The 17,803-nt window shown below is 44.1% G+C and carries 12 protein-coding genes; 5 read left to right on the top strand and 7 right to left on the bottom strand.

Going from position 1 to position 17,803, the window contains the following annotated elements:
* Positions 1 to 1,860: hypothetical protein (locus ABI367_RS05750; RefSeq protein WP_462231045.1), on the bottom strand; the 1,860-nt coding region annotated here is incomplete at its 3' end.
* Positions 1,861 to 2,106: 246 nt separating this feature from the next.
* Between ABI367_RS05750 and ABI367_RS05745 the strand changes: the two genes are divergently transcribed.
* Complete coding sequence (locus ABI367_RS05745; protein WP_462231043.1) at positions 2,107 to 2,919, top strand: hypothetical protein; 813 nt, start codon at positions 2,107 to 2,109, stop codon at positions 2,917 to 2,919.
* 125 nt (positions 2,920 to 3,044) lie between these two features.
* Here ABI367_RS05745 and ABI367_RS05740 read toward each other — a convergent pair whose 3' ends face one another.
* From ABI367_RS05740 to ABI367_RS05725, 4 genes are all read right to left on the bottom strand, one after another.
* Complete coding sequence (locus tag ABI367_RS05740) at positions 3,045 to 3,572, bottom strand: hypothetical protein (RefSeq protein ID WP_462231041.1); 528 nt, start codon at positions 3,570 to 3,572, stop codon at positions 3,045 to 3,047.
* Between the two features lie 31 nt (positions 3,573 to 3,603).
* Positions 3,604 to 5,208 (bottom strand): hypothetical protein, encoded by a 1,605-nt coding sequence (locus tag ABI367_RS05735; protein WP_462231039.1) that lies wholly within the window; start codon positions 5,206 to 5,208, stop codon positions 3,604 to 3,606.
* An 86-nt stretch (positions 5,209 to 5,294) separates the two neighbouring features.
* Positions 5,295 to 7,118, bottom strand: coding sequence for an O-antigen ligase family protein (locus ABI367_RS05730; RefSeq protein ID WP_462231037.1), 1,824 nt, complete (start codon positions 7,116 to 7,118; stop codon positions 5,295 to 5,297).
* Positions 7,119 to 7,124: 6 nt separating this feature from the next.
* Positions 7,125 to 10,001, bottom strand: a complete 2,877-nt coding sequence (locus tag ABI367_RS05725) for a S8 family serine peptidase (RefSeq protein ID WP_462231035.1) — start codon at positions 9,999 to 10,001, stop codon at positions 7,125 to 7,127.
* A 114-nt stretch (positions 10,002 to 10,115) separates the two neighbouring features.
* On the opposite strand from ABI367_RS05725, the gene ABI367_RS05720 reads away from it, so the two are divergent.
* Positions 10,116 to 10,547, top strand: a complete 432-nt coding sequence (locus ABI367_RS05720) for an RNA polymerase sigma factor (RefSeq protein WP_462231033.1) — start codon at positions 10,116 to 10,118, stop codon at positions 10,545 to 10,547.
* On the opposite strand, the gene ABI367_RS05715 is transcribed toward ABI367_RS05720, so the two are convergent.
* Both ABI367_RS05715 and ABI367_RS05710 read right to left on the bottom strand, forming a co-directional pair.
* Positions 10,539 to 11,327 carry a nucleotidyl transferase AbiEii/AbiGii toxin family protein gene (locus tag ABI367_RS05715; protein ID WP_462231031.1) on the bottom strand — a complete coding sequence of 263 codons (789 nt, stop codon included), beginning with the start codon at positions 11,325 to 11,327 and terminating at the stop codon, positions 10,539 to 10,541. The genes ABI367_RS05720 and ABI367_RS05715 overlap by 9 nt on opposite strands.
* Entirely contained in the window at positions 11,314 to 12,315 is a 1,002-nt protein-coding gene (locus ABI367_RS05710; RefSeq protein ID WP_462231029.1) for a type IV toxin-antitoxin system AbiEi family antitoxin, read from the bottom strand. The genes ABI367_RS05715 and ABI367_RS05710 overlap by 14 nt, the downstream gene beginning before the upstream one ends.
* Positions 12,316 to 12,439: 124 nt before the next feature.
* Between ABI367_RS05710 and ABI367_RS05705 the strand changes: the two genes are divergently transcribed.
* From ABI367_RS05705 to ABI367_RS05695, 3 genes are all read left to right on the top strand, one after another.
* Complete coding sequence (locus ABI367_RS05705) at positions 12,440 to 13,408, top strand: FecR family protein (RefSeq protein ID WP_462231027.1); 969 nt, start codon at positions 12,440 to 12,442, stop codon at positions 13,406 to 13,408.
* A 123-nt stretch (positions 13,409 to 13,531) separates the two neighbouring features.
* Positions 13,532 to 16,966 (top strand): SusC/RagA family TonB-linked outer membrane protein, encoded by a 3,435-nt coding sequence (locus ABI367_RS05700; RefSeq protein WP_462231025.1) that lies wholly within the window; start codon positions 13,532 to 13,534, stop codon positions 16,964 to 16,966.
* 16 nt (positions 16,967 to 16,982) lie between these two features.
* Positions 16,983 to 17,803 (top strand): RagB/SusD family nutrient uptake outer membrane protein (locus ABI367_RS05695; RefSeq protein WP_462231023.1); only part of this gene is annotated, 821 nt, incomplete at its 3' end.

Genomic DNA, 17,803 nt, shown 5'->3' with positions numbered 1-17,803 from the left:
AGCATTGTCATCTGATGCCGGTGTAAAAACGATTTTTGTAATGGTTTTTGGGGTTTTAAAATCAAACCCTATATAGGTTATAGGACTAACTTCTTTTATAAGTTTTGGATCCATACCTCCGGTAATTTTGCTTGAAAAAACAGTATTCCGATCACCATCGTTTATCTTATCAACTGTATTAGGATACATACCCGGGTGGCCAATTAATTTACCATCCAGCTTTACTTCTTTACCGGTCGCATCAAGGCCATAAACAGCAAGCTCTGAAATATAAGTAACGGGAACATTTTTAAACTGGTAGACTAAGTACCTATATTTCTTTCTTTCCTGCACTTTTACTTCAGTCTGATAGTAGGGTATGTTTTTTATTTTACGAACTGTAATCGTGTCGGATAGATCTGCCTTATTTGCTAATTGAAACCTACCGCCTAAAAAATAGCTAAACCGCTTAAGTACATAACTTCTGCAAGGGAATTTAGCATGTAAAATTACATTCTCTGTTTTAGGTGTCGATTTAATTTCCTTAGTTGTACCGTCGTCCTTTAAAAGAAATGGTGAACCAGGGGCATAGTATTGGCCCTGACTATAATAAACAGGCAGATAAACAATATTTTTACCCATATCTTTAAAGTTGGCAGTGTTGTCTATCACTCGTGCCCAGGCAACTGGCGACCATATATTGTTATCAAAAACACATAAGTAAACATATTTTTGACCGCTGTTTTTGTTTTCTAATTTGAGGGTTACTGAGGCCGTTTTTAAATAAGAACTTGTCACATCCCGGAGGCGATCATTTTTAAAATAATCCGGAATATCATCGCCCGGTGACTTAATTGCCGCTAAACTATTCATTTGCCTGGAAAAACACTCGCGGTAAATTTTGGGAATCGATCTTCCAAAATTTACTTGCGCATAAGCAGGTAAGTTGGGATAGGTTGGTTCATCATAAGATGATGCGGAAAAGATATGCTGTGTCTTGATAAATTCATTTCTATTGGTTATAAATGTTTTGATAGTATCATGGACCGGATCAATTATTTTATAGCAATAATGAGATGAATTATTATTCCCCCAATTGGGTATACCATCAAGAGCTGTGGGAATTCCCAATGACCGTAGAATGGTCACCTTTAAGGCGTTTGTTTGCAAACAATTACCAAATCGGCCTTTTAGCAAATTTGAAAATTTGGTTGTCGACAAATAGGGATAGCGTATACTCATATTTACGTTTTCCGAAAACCAAATATTTACATCCTTTACAATCAGGTCAGCTACTTTAAAACAATCTTGTGAATCATTCGAGTTTTTCAATGAGTCAATCACTCGTTTATATTTAGATAAAAAAAAGCTTCGTGCACCTAACGAGTAGGTATCAATACATCGGTATGGGAGAATATATTCGCAGAAATCATCGAAGGGTATAGACTTAGACCAGGGCATTGTTTGCCATACATAAAACGCATCGTCAATATTTTTCATCAAGAAATCGGCGGTAATTACTTTTTTTTCATCTGTATACTTTGCGACCGGAGAATTAGGTTGCAGCTTTTTAACTTTATTTAAACTATCTATGGCACCGGTTTCTTCAGTGTACGAAATGTTTTTGTTTATACCTCTCGATCTATAAATGCTATCCAACACGTCAAAATAAAACTGATTCTCGGCAACCGAAGTTGAATCCAAAGTTTTTAGGCCATCTATATTTTTAATCAGGAATTTAGCGGCTTTTAACTTTAAGCTATCTATCGGGTCTTTACTATAATGATTTATTACTATAGCAAGCTGGTCATTGTTGCGTTTTATACATGATGTTAAGAAAGAAATTGTTACTAATAATAGTAAGATTGCCTTTTGACTCATTTTAGTTTAGGTTATAGGATGCAAATTAGTTTTACTAAAAATAACTTTATTTTATAATTATAACAATATTGTATTTATAATTTGCTTTCCTTTTACAACAAAAAAACTAAAAATGTAAAATATTGAGCTAATCTTTTGCTACCTCAAAACGTCTTAATTAAAAGTTAGAAGTTAATTAGCATAAAGTATTGACGTTTTTGTATATTTATAATAGTAATATACTTTAAGAATAATTGATTATTTATTATGAAAACACATTTATTAATTTTAATTCTTTTTATTAACGTTAACTGTTTCGGCCAAAAGTTTGATCAACATCAATTCAATTATATTACGCCTCCTTATCAAAGTAACTTATTTGAGAAAGAATTGTCACGTATAAATTCAATTGACTTTGAAGTTTCCACGTCAAATGGGAAACTTCAAATCAACGCCTTGCACAGATTGGGATTTAAAAGATTCGTTTTGAATTCTGGCGTGATGACCTGGCTCTATTTAGCAGTGCATGGAGGTGGGTTATTTTACCAATCTTTTAATGCCTCTCAAGAACAGATTATTGTTAATGGAAATATTATAAAGAAGGGCTATGGCCTACAAGATTTTCGATTTTTATTAAAAGAAACAGATAGTCTCTTTATGTCGATAAAAGGCCCTGATTTTACTTTACTTAATGGTAGCATTCCCGATTTGCGCTCTGATTCCGACAGCTATATATTTTTTCAAAATAATGAAATAAAATATAATGCCATATTATATAGACTTACTGCTAAAAAAGACACTTTCAGTATTTCGAAGCTATTACAGCTTGATGATACGTCTATTTTTGCAATTCAAATACAGGGGGAACAAATCTATATAGCTACGAAAAAGAATTTTTATATTGTAAATAAGCTATCAGGAAAAATCGAACAAGAAATTGATAATATATTTTGGGGTCAATCCTATCCCAACTCGTTTGCAATTCTAAATAAAAACGAAGTATATGTAGGTATGCGTTCGGCATATGCCAAAATAAACCCACAATTAAAACAGATAGAATTTTATTTTTATCAATATTAAGACACAAGTATACATACTGAGAAAAAGTCATCGATTTATTCCAAAAAACAAACCCAGATTTGAATTTATATCAAATCTGGGATGGAAAATTATTAGATACATATGTTTTATTGGATACGTGAACTCTAATTGCTGAATTTTATATTTTTAATTATGTGGTCAGCAATTTTAGATGCCTTATTTATATCTGACGTGTTATATTGTATCATCGCGCTAAAAATCTTCGAATTAGAAGCATCATTAGCGAAAACACTATAATACCCGACGCCTCCCGTTTGGTGATCCATTGTAAAAATGATATTACCATCTACCGATTTCAATTGAGATTTGTAAGTCGGATCATTTCTAAACATATTGTCAAACGATCGCTTTATTGTCGCGAAATGCCCTTCTTTGATTATGTGCTCTTGCGAATTCAAAATTACTATTACGTCCCCAATTCTGTATATATTTTTAGCGTTTGCACCGGAAACAATCTGATCCGCTAATCTATTATTTCTGAATTTGTTTGCTACGTGTCTTCTTCCCTCATTCTTATCGATTTTTTCGATGCCATCCGGTAATGAAACACTGCCGCCACGAAAGTCTACTTTTTGCCCAAACGACAAAAGGCTATAGGTGATAATAATTAGAGTTATTAATGTCTTTTTCATTGCTTATAAATTAGTTGTAATTTCAAAATTGTTAGTAACACGGAAGTTGCCCAATCACCTCACCATACGCAGGATCAATATAAGTTTGCAAAGGCATGAAACCGCCGTTTTGAGCATTCCACGGTTTATAAAACATATTTATTGTAGATCCAAATATCTTCATTACTCCATAAGCAGCGGCATCAAAATTAGTTGCGGATGGTGCATTAAGTAAAAATGCCTGAGCATATGTTCGCCAATCTGCCTCTAATAAGGCTGCGCTGCCCTGATATGTATTTCGCAAAGTAGATACATAGTTAGACCAATCAGCGATCGTACATAAATATGTTCCGTCCGGTGTTACCCATTTCATAAAAGTATTAGATTCAAAATATGATTTATCCGAATCTGACGCATTGAACAACGGCGAATCGCTTCTATAAACTTGGGTATAGGGTCTTATCACATCCTGCATATCGGGACCATCAGTTGGATGACTATGGGTCCAGCCAACGGTATAGCCGTTGACATCGTCCCAAAAGGTGGGGCCATCCCACGTCAATTGCGGAGGATTAAATGAATTTTGGTCTGGTCCTTGTGTGGGGGATGTATTTATAATTGTTCCGTCAGCTAACGTGTGCACACGAACATCAGTACCCCATTCATGATTTGGGTCAGAAGCTATATAGTTTAATATGGTGTTATCTTGAGCAGCTACTATTGAGTTAATATCTAAAGCATTAATTGATGGTAACTGGTTACAGGGATCACCCAGTAGAAGTAAAGGGTGAGTTGTACTGGCACAACTTACTGTGTTTTTACCAATCGCCAAACTACATCCGCCGGGACCGCCGCTACCACCGAGAGTGCTGCCATTAACGCCGCCGGCTTCGTTATTATCTCCCGATCCTCCATCGCATCCGTATTCGTAAAAGGGTATATAACCAACGATGCCGTAATTTCCATACTGATCATAGCCATATACGTCATAACATAGATACCAGCAATTCGGGTTAATATCCATCATAGTGGTAGGTGCCCCTAAAGTACTTTTAGCATTTTTTGCAAACTTGGAACTGTTAAAGGTTTTGGCTGTTATCGATTTAACAACCACCTGTAAACCACTTTGCTTTACCCCATGGACATAAACATCGCTTGATAGTCTGTTGTAGTTTACATCATAATTAATAGCAACTCCCGTAAAATCACCCACGTTTCCTTTCGCGTAGCTTTCTATCAAATTCTCTTTCCTATTGTCAATTGAATCTTTGGAAGAAAACATTTCAATAATTTTACCATCCGTTATTTGGCCATTTGATTCGGTAAAAACAAACTTTCTTATTACACCTCTCCCGAATTGAGCGTCAACTGGAACTTCAGGACCCGAAACAACGATTTGAGATTTACCGTTGTCAAGAATTTGTAGTTTCGCTTCCTTCCAAGTCGGGGGCAATACATATTTTTTCTTTTCGTTGCTAAATGTATTTGAAACCTGAGTTTGCGCACTATGCCAGTTTTCAGCAGCCTGCAGCAGGTTGTCAGGAACGATTGTTGTTCCTGCAACCCCGTCATCAAGTTTTTTGGCACACGAATAAATTAATAGTGAGATGCATGCAATGAGCATGAACCCGCTAATGAGTATTAGTTTTTTCTTCATGTAATAAGGTATTGGTTTATAATTAAACTAAAGATATAATTCACTTTTTACATTTCCAAAATAAATTTATTAATATTTGTTAATTATTAATAAACTTTATTTAAACCCTTAAAATAAAGCCCTCTAATTTCGTCAATCATTTCGCTGCTCATCGGTGAAACTATTTTTGGTTGAAAATTCATAACCTCTTTAGCGGCATTTTCCCATTTTATTTTTTGGTAGGTATCATGGTAAAATATTGCCAGTCTGTACTTTGGAGTTACTAAGCCGGGTAAAGCATAATATATAAACTTTAAGTTTGTTTCAGCATTACCATATTGCTTTTGATATTCATATAGGCCACCCAGCGAAAAATAAAGTACTTTGTTAGAGGTAAAAGCCTTTGCTTTTTCGAATTCAACAGTCGCCCGTTTATATTGCCCTATATGTAATAGGTAATCGCATCTCCGCAATGCATACCATTCTTCTGTATTAACTATTAGGTTATAGCGCGCAAGCTTATTCATTGCATTATTTCCATATCCATTATGTGCGATATTATTTCCTAGATAATAAGCATTTCCCAATGCCACGCTATAAATAAGAAAGAAAACACCCATTAAGAGATAAAGTGGTATATGAAAACTACTTTTCTTATTATAACTATTTGTATCGGGTTGTGTACGATGATAGTTGCCAGATATTGCCCCTATTAAACAAAAAAAGGTTATCAAAATGGGTAGCATAACCAACGGGTAGGAAAACAACCCGCTTACTAAAATTATTACAGCTGATGAGATTGTCCCGATAATAGCGGCATTAGCATAAGCTGATCTTGAGAAAGCAACATTATTAACTACCTGCCTGGCAGCTTTAAACATATTGAACAATACCATACCAAACAAAATCAGCCCTACTACACCCTGTTCTACGGCAATTTGCAGCAGATCGTTAAAAGTATAGTAAACCGTATCAGCCAGGCGGCCCTCCGTAATCATTCTGTCCGGATGTACTTTAAAATAAGCCGATTGATATTCAATAATACGAGCAGAAAACTTTTCCTGGCCTATGCCGTTGAAAGGATGGTCTTTAATAATGTTTAAGGATAGCTTCCACACTAACAGCCTGCCATCAGCCGATTGTTTTTTTAAATGGTATAAATAATAGGCCGTAATTGAGCCGATGAGTATTAATAGGCTAATACTTATTATTTTAATACTTGTGCGCTTTAGGTATAGCGCAACATTTTTTAACCAATTAAACCTTATAGCCAAAACCAGCAACGTACCAGCCGTTAAACCCAGCCATGCCGAACGTGAAAAAGTGATTGCCACAATAGGCAATGCAATAATAAACAGGCATAAACTTGTAAGTTTAATTATTTTATTGGTACTGTATAAGGAGGCGGTTAAACAATATATAAGTATGGCCGAAAAGAAAATAATAAAGGGTGATGGATTAAAAAACACACCCGTAAACCTGAAGTTGGAGTTATAGGAAGGCAAATACTCAAACCATTGCAGTACAGCTATAGCAATTTGCGAGAACACCAATGCTATCATTAAAATGAGAAAGAAACGATATGGAAATTGCTTATTTATAAATAACTTTTTAGCAAAGAAATAAACAACAATCAGTCCGGCATCTTCCATGTTTTTTCGTGCTAAAAGCTGCCCGTCATGAAAGACATTATTGGCAATGAGATATAACAGGAATACGGTTACAGCAATATCCAGGTTATTTAATTTTAAGGGGATATTACTTTTTATATTAATTGTCGCTATATAAATTAATGCCAGGCCGCAAATAAATAAAAACCATACGCTTTTGGCATTAACTATCCCGTTAATCAGCGCGTCATTAGTTATACAGCAGGTGCATAATAAAGCTGCTAAAAGTGCTAAACCTATATATTTAATAGTTGTTTCCAAATGGTATTATTTTACAACAATCATTTTCAATGTTCGCTCAACCGCATCAAAATGCAGCCTGTATATATATATCCCGGCCTGCAAGTTGCCCGCATCCATATTTACAGAATAGCTGCCGCCCAGCAAATTTCCGGTCATTAGTGTTTTAATTTTTCTGCCTTGTATGTCAAACAGATCCAGCGTGGTTAGCCCCTGGCTGGGTATGCTGAATTGTATCCGTGTAGTGTTTTGCACCGGGTTTGGGTAGTTTTGCTTGAGTAATACATCCGCGGCAGGTACGTCATCCGGTGCCAGCTTTAAATATTTATCCTGGGCGGCCTGTGCCGATTTTTCCAAATCGTTAAGATCATCACCCGCTAAAAAAGCAAAGGCCACCTTTACGGAAGCATTTGTCGGAATGATATACGGCCCATAGCCTGATACAAATGATACATCGTAACCTTTATTATTATCCCCTAAACTTAATGATTTAACACCGCTGGAAAGGGCCTGGTATTTTTGGCTGATATTAAAACCTGTGTACAAAAGATTATCAGGTATCGCGCTCGACAACGGATAATATAATGGCGCTGCTGTGTTGGTCAATAATTTCACCCCTACATATTTGGTACTGCCCGATTTTCCAGATACATACGCCAGCTTATTAAACGGGTCATATTTTGTGATGTCTTGGCCGTTGGCATCCACATCCCAGTCGGTAAACATGCCTATGAATAAATTCCGCAAGTCGGTTGTGCCTTTATTAAATACTTCGTATTCTACAATGCTATACTTATCGTCAGGTGTGTTGGCATAGGCAACTTGCCGGTGCTTTATATACAATCCTAATGATTTAGGGTTACCCGAATCATCAAACTCCGATGCGCCTTCAAAATCGGCAGTTGTATTGGTTAGGCGCTTTGCGCGTACTCTTTTAACAAAGTGTTCGTCGGTATTGTTGCCGTTGCGCGCATTGTTTGATACTGCTATGGGCGAGTTGCCTATCATAAGGGAAGCTTCGTACATGTAATTCTGATTTTTGTACAAAAAGCCCAATCCGTTAGTCGCATCAGCATTGTTGTAGCCGACACGACCTGTACTGGTTAGGGTTGTACCGATATTATTTACGGTGACATTAATATAATCCAATCCAACAGGAATGGTAAATCCCTCGCCATCATTATACGCATTGCCATTCGCATTATAATTTAAGCGTATTTGCGCCAAGGAGTTATCGGGCGCAGACGGTAAAACCAGCACCTTAAAGGGACCCACCTGGGTTTGGGTTTGCAAAGTGCCGATATTGCCCACATTTATTGATGAGGTTAACACTTTAACGAATGCACTTGAAGAGGTCAAAGTCACATTCAGCCCGTTTGCCGGATCTAAAAAGTTTTTCAGATCCACATAAAATATAATGGTATCACCCTGTGCAGAACCACTGCTGCTGATGGTTAGCTTCTGGTTGCGTATTGATGGCGAGGATTGTGTTAATGCATTAAAAACATTAAGACGGCCTTTCCCGAGCATCCCTGCGAAGCCTGGGTTTTTATCATCAATATAATCAGCTGTAACGCGTACCTTCTCACCCACCTGCTGCATGGTTAATGCAGGGAAATAGGCTTTTACCAATGCCGCAGCGCTTGATACTAGCGGTGCAGACATGGACGTGCCGCTAAGGGTACCGTAGGTATTGGGATATAGGGTGCTATAAATATTTGTACCGGGCGCGGATATACCGACCTGATTGCCATAGTTCGAGGAACTTGCTACGACATCGTTTCCCTCAACGTTAGCGACTGCCAAAACGCCGTTATACGCAGCAGGATATTCAACATCGGTATTGCCGCTATTGCCAGCCGCGGCAACCACTAAACAATTTTTACTTATGGCGTAGTCAATGATATCCTGTCCGAACTGACCGCCTGTAGTTGAACCCCACGAACAGTTTATAATTTGGGCCCCGTGATCAGCGGCATATTTAATACCTTCATATCCTAGCGAAATCAAATTGGGATTGTCATCAGCCGCTGCTTTTACAATCAGTAGTTTGGCATTAAAGGCTATGCTTGCAATGCCTGTATTATTGTCGGAAACAGCAGATGCCAAGCCACTTAAATGCACACCATGACTGCCACTTAAGCTTTTAACACCGGGGTCATTATCTCCTTGCGGATTACTTGTTGAAGCCCCGGCTAAATCCCAGCCTCTATAGTTATCAATATAGCCGTCATGGTCATCATCAACGCCATTTATAGGGTCTGCTGTGTTTATATAAATATTGTTTGCTAAATCCGGATGAGTCAGATCTGATCCATTATCTACTATTGCGATGACTACGCTGGATGAATTTTTAATTATATCCCATGCCTGTGGTGCTTTAACCTGGTTCAAATAGGATTGGCCGCCATTTATATATGAAGGGTCATTGGGCGAGTAGAAAGTGTGATTAATATAACTTGGCTCTGCATATACAACGCTCTGATCTTGCAGCAGTTCATTAATTACATCTTCAATTTTAGTTGAGCCTGAATATTTTATTTCATAAATAGTACTTAGGTCAGGTGCGACTGTTTGATTAATTGATGAACCAGCATTAGTTTGCGTAATAGGATTTGCAGACAGTTGGGTAGCGTTAGTTGCCGACGGGAATTTGTTTGAAACGGCTATAACGTTAGCCGACTTAAGCGAAAATTTTGGATTAGCCGCTAAAGAGTTCGAACCTTGACTATTAATTGGTGCAATGGCCGCTTTATATTTAACGATAATAGTATTGGGCAGGTAATCTGTAGTTTTGATATTAGCGGGTAACTTGAATATGCGGTGGTTACCCTTAATTAATGGCGTTTGAGAAAATCCGCTGATCCAGGATGTAATTAAAAAGAAAATGAGAAATCTTTTCATAATAAGGTTTAACCAAAACTATAAAAATATCTCAAATTAAAAGGGTCTTTTAGTTAAATTCCATATCTTGCTTAATTCAAAACCATCGCAAAGGAACTCTTGTAGTAACTTTTCTTGAAAATATGGGAAAAACGCGCCGACATTGACCCCGGTAAATCCTTTAAATCCTTTTTATATAAAGTCGCCGAGAACTTGGTCTACGCCTACTTCCGCAAATTAGCCAAAGACCAGCGCCTCCTCGCCAAACTCACCGCTGCCTACGTCGACGCCGACACCAGCGCTGCAGACAAGCTGGAAGCCCGCGAGCACCATGACCTGCTCCGCCAGGCCATAGACAGCCTGTCCCCGCAGCGCAAACGCATCTACGTCTTATGCAAACTCGAAGGCAAATCCTATGAAGAAGCCAGCCAGGAACTCGGCCTGTCCACCGCCACCATCCGCAACCAGATCGTCAAAGCCAATAAAGCGCTAAGAAGTTATTTATACAGGAACCAGGAACTGACCGTGCTGGTGCTGACGGAGGAACTCTTACGGCATTTACGATAGGCCCTTTAAAAGGCTCTCCAACAAAGTGGTTACAGCTGCCACATTACTACCTATTTCAATCACCATATTCCGGATAAACGCGCTTTGCTCTTTTAATGCCAACTGCTTCATAATAATTCCTTTTAACCGTTGGTGCAAAACCGCATTGTCAGCAGCGATATTTTTGATCTCCCTGCCAATAACCGTGGCCGCGACCACGCCCAGATCGCCATCTTCAGCCGCAAACAGATCCGCGTGCCCTTCATAGATCATGGCCGCCTCAAGCTCAAAATAGTGGGTCATGATATTGATAATGTCCCCGGCATCCTTCAAGCGGATCTCCGGCCGGTCGTCATAGGCGATCAACTTCAGCAAAACAATAGCCGGTAAAGTCGCAATTTTAAAACGATGCCCGGTCTTTAACCTAACTTCCTCCGTTCCCGTATGGTAAACCTCCAAAAAGCCATTCCCTTCCTCATCAATTTCGAGCGCACCAAACGGCAGCATATCTATTTCAACGCCCGCAGGGGACCGCATGATAAAAGCATTTCCTTTTGTTCCGTTAAAGCCTTTATGTTCAATTAAGTAGGTACGCACCAATTCATAGTCTTCTTTATTACTGATCAAAACGGCGAAGTCGAGGTCCCTGGTTGTCCGAAAATTCTTATTTCCCCGTTCATACCAAACGTTACGGGCCAGTGCCCCGATCAGGTAAAAGTCTATTTGTCTGGCCAGGAATGCTTCTTCCAGCGAATCAAACACTTCCTTTAACTCGCCTTCTCTAATATCACTCCAATTCATCTTTCAGGTATTTGTTGTAAATCAGCTCCGCGGTTTCGATACACCTCGGATCATCGGTAATCACCAGGTCCGCATAAACCAAGAGCGGCGGCGCGAAAATTTCCCCATCCATTTCGTTATCCTTCCAGAATTTCTCAAAAACCCGAATATTCCCATCTTCAGCCGGAATTAATTTCCATTTAGGGACTAAGGCTGCTCGCTTTTCTTCGGTGTATATGGTCAGGATGGCGGGATTTAGATAATTGGTGAGCAAATCCGCCGCAGGTTCTCCGCCCCATATCGTTTCGCCTGGCTTAACCGGCAAAGCCTTCCAATCTGTAAACGTATGGTCATTCCAAAACCGGAAGCTGCCTAGCCGCAGGGCCGGTTTTAAAGTTTCGCGATAACCGGCTATCCAGCGATCCAGCAGGACTTTCTTATTTTGCAGCCGTACTTCTTTTTCATTGACCGGTAAAATGAAGCCCGCCTCCTTTAAACCTTGAATGATATTATTGATATTACCTAAGGCGACCTGCGTGGCTTTGGCTAAATTCCGGTACGGCCAATTTATCCGGTCCGGGTACAGGAGCAAATAAAATACGGTCTTTAACCCCGTTTTGGTAAAGGCCCTGTTGGTAACCGGCTTTTCTGCGGTGGTATGCTTATGCCCGTCCAACCATACGAACCGTTTCGGCGTATGGAGATAAATATTTCCGGCCCCATCAAGGTACCCGATTTTGTTTTCGCGCAGAATTTCTTTGAGGGTTGGGGAAATCCTGTCGGCAACAACCATAAAAGGCGGGTACTTTTTAGCCATTTCCATGAGTTGCGGCAGCTGGTGATGACGTAACTCTTGCTTAACCTCAATATATACATGCAGGTTTTTGTTATCTAAAAGCAAGTCCATCTCTCCATCAATTCCCGCATTGGCGGGCATCCAGCAACCCGTTAAACCGGTTTTCTGATTTAACTGGAGTAAGGCGTTGTTAACTATTTGCGTTTCGTTCATTTTTTTAACTTGTTCACGTTACGTGAACATTCAAATATAGTGAACAATATTAAAAAAAAGAAAAAAAACCACCAACGAATAGACTTAAAACCTCTTTGCGGCATAATAGGATAAAAACAACCACGTGATCGAACTTTTTATCAAATACCTGCAGGACCGCTGTACACCAGAAGAGTTGCGTCTCTTGTTCAATTATTTTGACCAGCCCGAAAATGAGACCGTGCTCCGCAATCTTATCCGGGCCGAACTGGAATTTGAGCATCAGGGGGAGATCGTAGATTCCCGGGAAAGCCGGGCACTGCAAAAAGTCAAAGAAAATATACTGCAACAGATCAGACAGCCGAAAAAACCAACCCACCACTGGCTTCGCATCGCGGCGGTGTGGTTGGTCCTGCTATCACCCCTGGCCTACTTCTATTTTACAACCAAGGTACCACCCGTTACCTATAGGGTCGCCCGCACTGCCATCGGCGAGCGTCGCCTGCTCACGCTCACCGACGGGACGCAGATATGGCTGAGCCCTTCCAGTACCCTCCAATACCCGGATCAGTTAAATGGTAAATTTCGCGAGGTCAAACTGGAGGGCGAAGCCTTTTTCGAAGTGGCTAAAGACAAGGCCCATCCCTTTATCATCCATAGCGGCCGCATGGACACCCGGGTGGTTGGCACCTCCTTTACCATCCAGGCCCGACCGGATCAATCCGTCGCTGAAGTAACTGTTGTTACCGGTATCGTGCGGGTCTCCACGCCCGGCCACCAGGTCCTGCTACGTCCTGACCAGCAAAGCCGCTGGGATCGGAAATCCGGTCTGCTTACGCCGTCGTCTTATCCTACCGCCCGGCAAATGTTGAAACGAAAAGACGGTATCCTGACCTATGACGGCGCGCCAGTTCGCGAAGTGTTGGCTGACCTTGCCCGCTACTACCGCCGGCCGGTTATTCTCGGGAGCGCTTCCCGGAATTGTTTATGCTATGGCGAATTTGATACCAACCGGCCCGTGGCCATCGTGCTCGCCCAACTCGCGGCTGCCGTTGGCGCCCGGGTCCTCGACCGGGGCGATCACTACCTGCTGAAAGGAGGCTGTGCCGAATGAGTCAATAAATAAAAAATAACCCCTGTTTTAACCCGGTTGCTTCGGCGGCCCTGGATAACTATTGCCTAAAAATTAACCCTTTAATCCCTTGCTCTTATGCCCCCAAAATTACCCTATTACCGAATGCTGCTGATCCTGCTGCTCCTGAGCTGCCTTTGCTTTCCGGCCCGTGCCGGCGACCTCGACCAGCGCGTCACCATCCGTTTTCGCAACATCAGCCTGAAGACCGCGCTGGACCGGATCGCCGCGGCGGCCAAGGTCGTGATCATTTACAGCGATAGCGGACCTATGGCCGCAACGGTCAGCCTGGAGGTCAACAACCAGCCGCTCCGGGAAGTTCTGCACGAGCTGCTGGCGCCCTACCCGCTGACCTACCAGGTGATCGACGGGAAGATCGTGATTGGCACTTCACCCGCGCCGGTCCGGCCCGCCAGCCCCATCAGGGGCAAAGTCACCGATACCGCGGGTATGCCACTGGCCGGCGCGACGGTCCGCGTGAAAGGACAGGCTATCAAAGTCACCTGCGCGGCCGACGGGACCTTCAGCCTCCCGGCATTGTCCCCAGGCACGGTGCTGCAGATCACCTACGTCTCCTACCTGAGCCGCGAGATCACGCTACGCGATGACCGCGACCTGGTCATCGTCCTCCGAGAGGATGCAGCCAAACTCAGCGAGGTCCGTATCGTTTCCAACGGTTACCAGTCCCAGCCCGCCGAACGGGTGACCGGGAGCTTCACCCAGCCCATCAAAGCCGCCTTTGACGCCCGCGTGAGCACCGATGTGCTCTCCCGCCTTAACGGAATTACCAGCGGGCTTGTTTTTAATGCCAATACAACCACCGCTAAAAATGGAACAGATATCAATATTAGGGGCCGGAGCACTATTTTTGCCAATGACCAGCCCCTGATCGTGGTCGATAATTTCCCCTACAGTGGCGCGATCACCAATATCAACCCCAATGATGTGGAAACGGTCACCGTTTTGAAAGACGCGGCTGCTGCCAGTATCTGGGGCGTGCGCGCCGGTAACGGCGTGATCGTCATTACCACCAAAAAAGGCACGCTCAACCGGCCTTTACAAGTAAATTTTAACGCTAACCTGACCGTCTCTGACCGTCCAGACCTCAGCTATAACCCGAACCAACTGGATGCAGGTGCCTATATCAGCATCGAACAATTCCTGTTTGGCAAAGGCTTTTATAATGCCAACCTAGCCAATACCACCACTTATCCCGTGACCTCGCCGGTGGTTGACCTGCTGGCCGCCAATCGCGCCGGTACGCTATCCAGCACCGACCTGGAAACGCAGCTCCAGACCCTGCGCAGCGTTAATGTTAATGACCAGTTGCAACAATACTTTTACCGGAGAGCCGTTAACCAGCAATATGCCTTTAGCCTTTCCGGCGGCACGGCCAAAGCGAGTTACTATTTCTCCGCCGGAGATGACCGGACACAGGCCAGCACGCGGGCCAACGGCGGGGAACGGATCACCCTCAATTCCCAAAACACCTTCGCGATTACCCCGCAACTGGAATTCAACGCCGGACTCAACGTCGTGCAAACCACCAACCAGTCCGATAATATATTGACCCAGGTCCGCAGCAAGCTGTTCCCCTATAGCCGCCTGGCAGACGACCAGGGTAACCCGCTGGCCATTCCTTATGCCTATAACCAGGCCTACGTGCAAAGCGCGCCGGCTAAAGGTTTCCTCGACTGGTCCTACGTCCCTCTGAACGAATTGGGCGCGACCGGTAATGTGACCAAACTGACCGACCTGCGGTTAAGCACTAGCCTGAAATATACGTTGTTTCCCGGCCTGAACGCCCAGGTCAGCTACCAGTACCAGGGCACCAATAGCCAGGGCCGTCTCTACCAGAGCCAGCAGACCTATTATACGCGGAACTATATCAATACCTTTTCCACGCTGACCGCCGGCAAGGTCAGCGGTTATAACGTTCCCTTAGGCGGTATACTGAACCTCAACAACGGCCAAACCACCGCCAATAATATCCGGGGCGCACTAAACTTTGACCGGAGCTGGGGAGAACACCGGGTGACCGCGCTGGCGGGTTATGAATTGTCCCAAACCAACGGGGACACTAACCAATCGGTGCTCTATGGCTATAATGACCAGCTGGCGACGTTTACGACGATCAACCCCAAAACGGCCTTCCCCACTAATCCTACAGGGTCTACCACCATTGCCAGCGGCCTGGGCATCGCTTCCACGCTGGTCCGTCTGCGGTCGTCCTTTGCCAACGCCGCTTACACCTATCGCGGACGGTATACGCTGTCTGGCAGCGCGCGGGTGGACGGCACCAACTACTTCGGCGTAGCCACCAACCAAAAAAGCGTGCCCCTCTGGTCCGCCGGCGCTAAATGGATCATCGACCAGGAGCCCTTCTACCAACTGGACTGGCTGCCCCGGCTGGCCCTGCGCGCCAGTTATGGTTATAACGGCAACCTCATCCAGTCCGTGACCGGGGTGACCACGTTTTTATACCTCAACGGCGCGCAATACACCAATTTGAACTACGCGCAGGTTTCCAACCTGGGTAACCCGGACCTGCGCTGGGAAAAAACGGCGATCACCAACCTGGCCGTCGATTTCGCGACCAAAGATGACCGCCTGACCGGCAGCCTGGAATATTATCTTAAAAAGGAAACCGACCTGCTGGGTTTCAAAACCTTCCCCGAAAACAGCGGCATCACCAGTCTGCAGGGCAATTATGCCGACATGTCCGGACATGGCTTTGACCTGTCGCTGACCAGCCATAACCTGAACGGCGCCCTCCAATGGTCAACGACCCTGCTCATCAGCCATGCGACCGACCGGGTTACCCGTTATGCTATCCAGCCGTTGGCTACCCAGCTTACCGCATCGAGCGGCGTGTTGACCGGCGCTACGCCGAATATCGGTAAACCCGTCTATGGCATTTATGCCTACCGCTGGGGCGGACTGGACCCGGCCACCGGCAATCCAATCGGCTTTCTGAATGGCCAGCCCAGCCAGAACTACGCGACCATCACGACCAATACACCGGTAAGCGACCTGGTCTATATCGGACCCGCCCGCCCGGTCTATTTCGGCGGTTTATATAATCGCTTTCAATACCGGGGATTCAGCCTGGGTATACAGCTCAGCTATAAACTGGGTTATTATTTCATGGCGCCGGCGCTTAGCTATACCGGGCTCACCTCCAGCGGGGCGTTTTTAAAAGTAAACCGCGACTTCAACCGGCGCTGGCAAAATCCCGGCGATGAACAACATACCCATGTACCCTCGCTGATCTACCCGACGGTATCGGCGCGGGAACAGTTCTACCAGTATTCCTCTATCAATATGTTGAACGCGGGGCAGATCCGGCTGCAGGATATCAGCCTGAGCTATGATATCCCCCGGACCAAACTACAAGTCTACCTCTACGCCAATAATATCGGGATACTCTGGCGGGCCAATAAGCAAGGGTTGGACCCCGATGCCGTGCCGGGCCCCGGGGATAATACGACAATGCCGGTACCGCGCTCCTGGGCGCTTGGCCTGAAGGCTAATTTTTAACCCTAAAAGCAATACGATGAAAATCAGAAACCTCCTTATAATTACCCTGTTGCTGGCTACCGGCTGCAGGAAGGACTGGCTGGATGCCAAACCCAATAAGGCCCTGGTCATCCCGCAAACCCTCGCGGATTACCAGGCCCTGCTCGATAATCCCAGTATGAACACCAACCAGCCCAGTATGAGCATGGTCGGCGACGGCGATTATGGGATCACCGATGCCAATTACACCGCCCTGGGCTACCCGCCCGAAAAAGGCGCTTATACCTGGGCGGCCACGGAAGATTTTTATGGCGGCCAGGCCAATTATGAATGGATATCGGCCTATGCCCGGATTTTGCAGACCAATATTGTACTTGACGGGTTGTCCGGGCAAAACAATAACGTTACGGCGTCAGCCCTTTTTTTCCGGAGCTATAATTATTATGAACTGGCACAACAATACTGCAAAGCTTATGATGCGGCCACCGCCGGCTCGGACCTGGGTTTGCCGCTCCGGTTATCGGCCAATGTCAACCTGAATGTCAGCCGCTCCACCCTGCAGGCCACCTATGAGCAGCTGACCGGTGACGTATTAAAAGCCTTACCACTGCTGCCGGTCAAGCCGCTCTTTCCGACACGACCATCCAAACCCGCGGCTTATGGCTTACTGGCCCGGATCTATCTTTCACAGGAAAATTACGGTCAGGCGTTACTGTACGCCGACTCTTGTTTGCAACTGCAAAACGGGTTGATGGATTTTAATACCTTGTCCCTGACCGCCGCCACACCGATCGCCTATTTTAACCAGGAAGTGATCTTCCACAGCCAACTCACCAGCTATCAGTCCGGGAACCCGCC

It is taken from the genome of Mucilaginibacter sp. (genome assembly GCF_039935595.1).
In the GTDB taxonomy this organism is placed as follows: Bacteria; Bacteroidota; Bacteroidia; order Sphingobacteriales; family Sphingobacteriaceae; genus Mucilaginibacter.
Note: the sequence above shows the minus strand (reverse complement) of the source record. Positions and strands in the feature narration are given on the sequence as shown.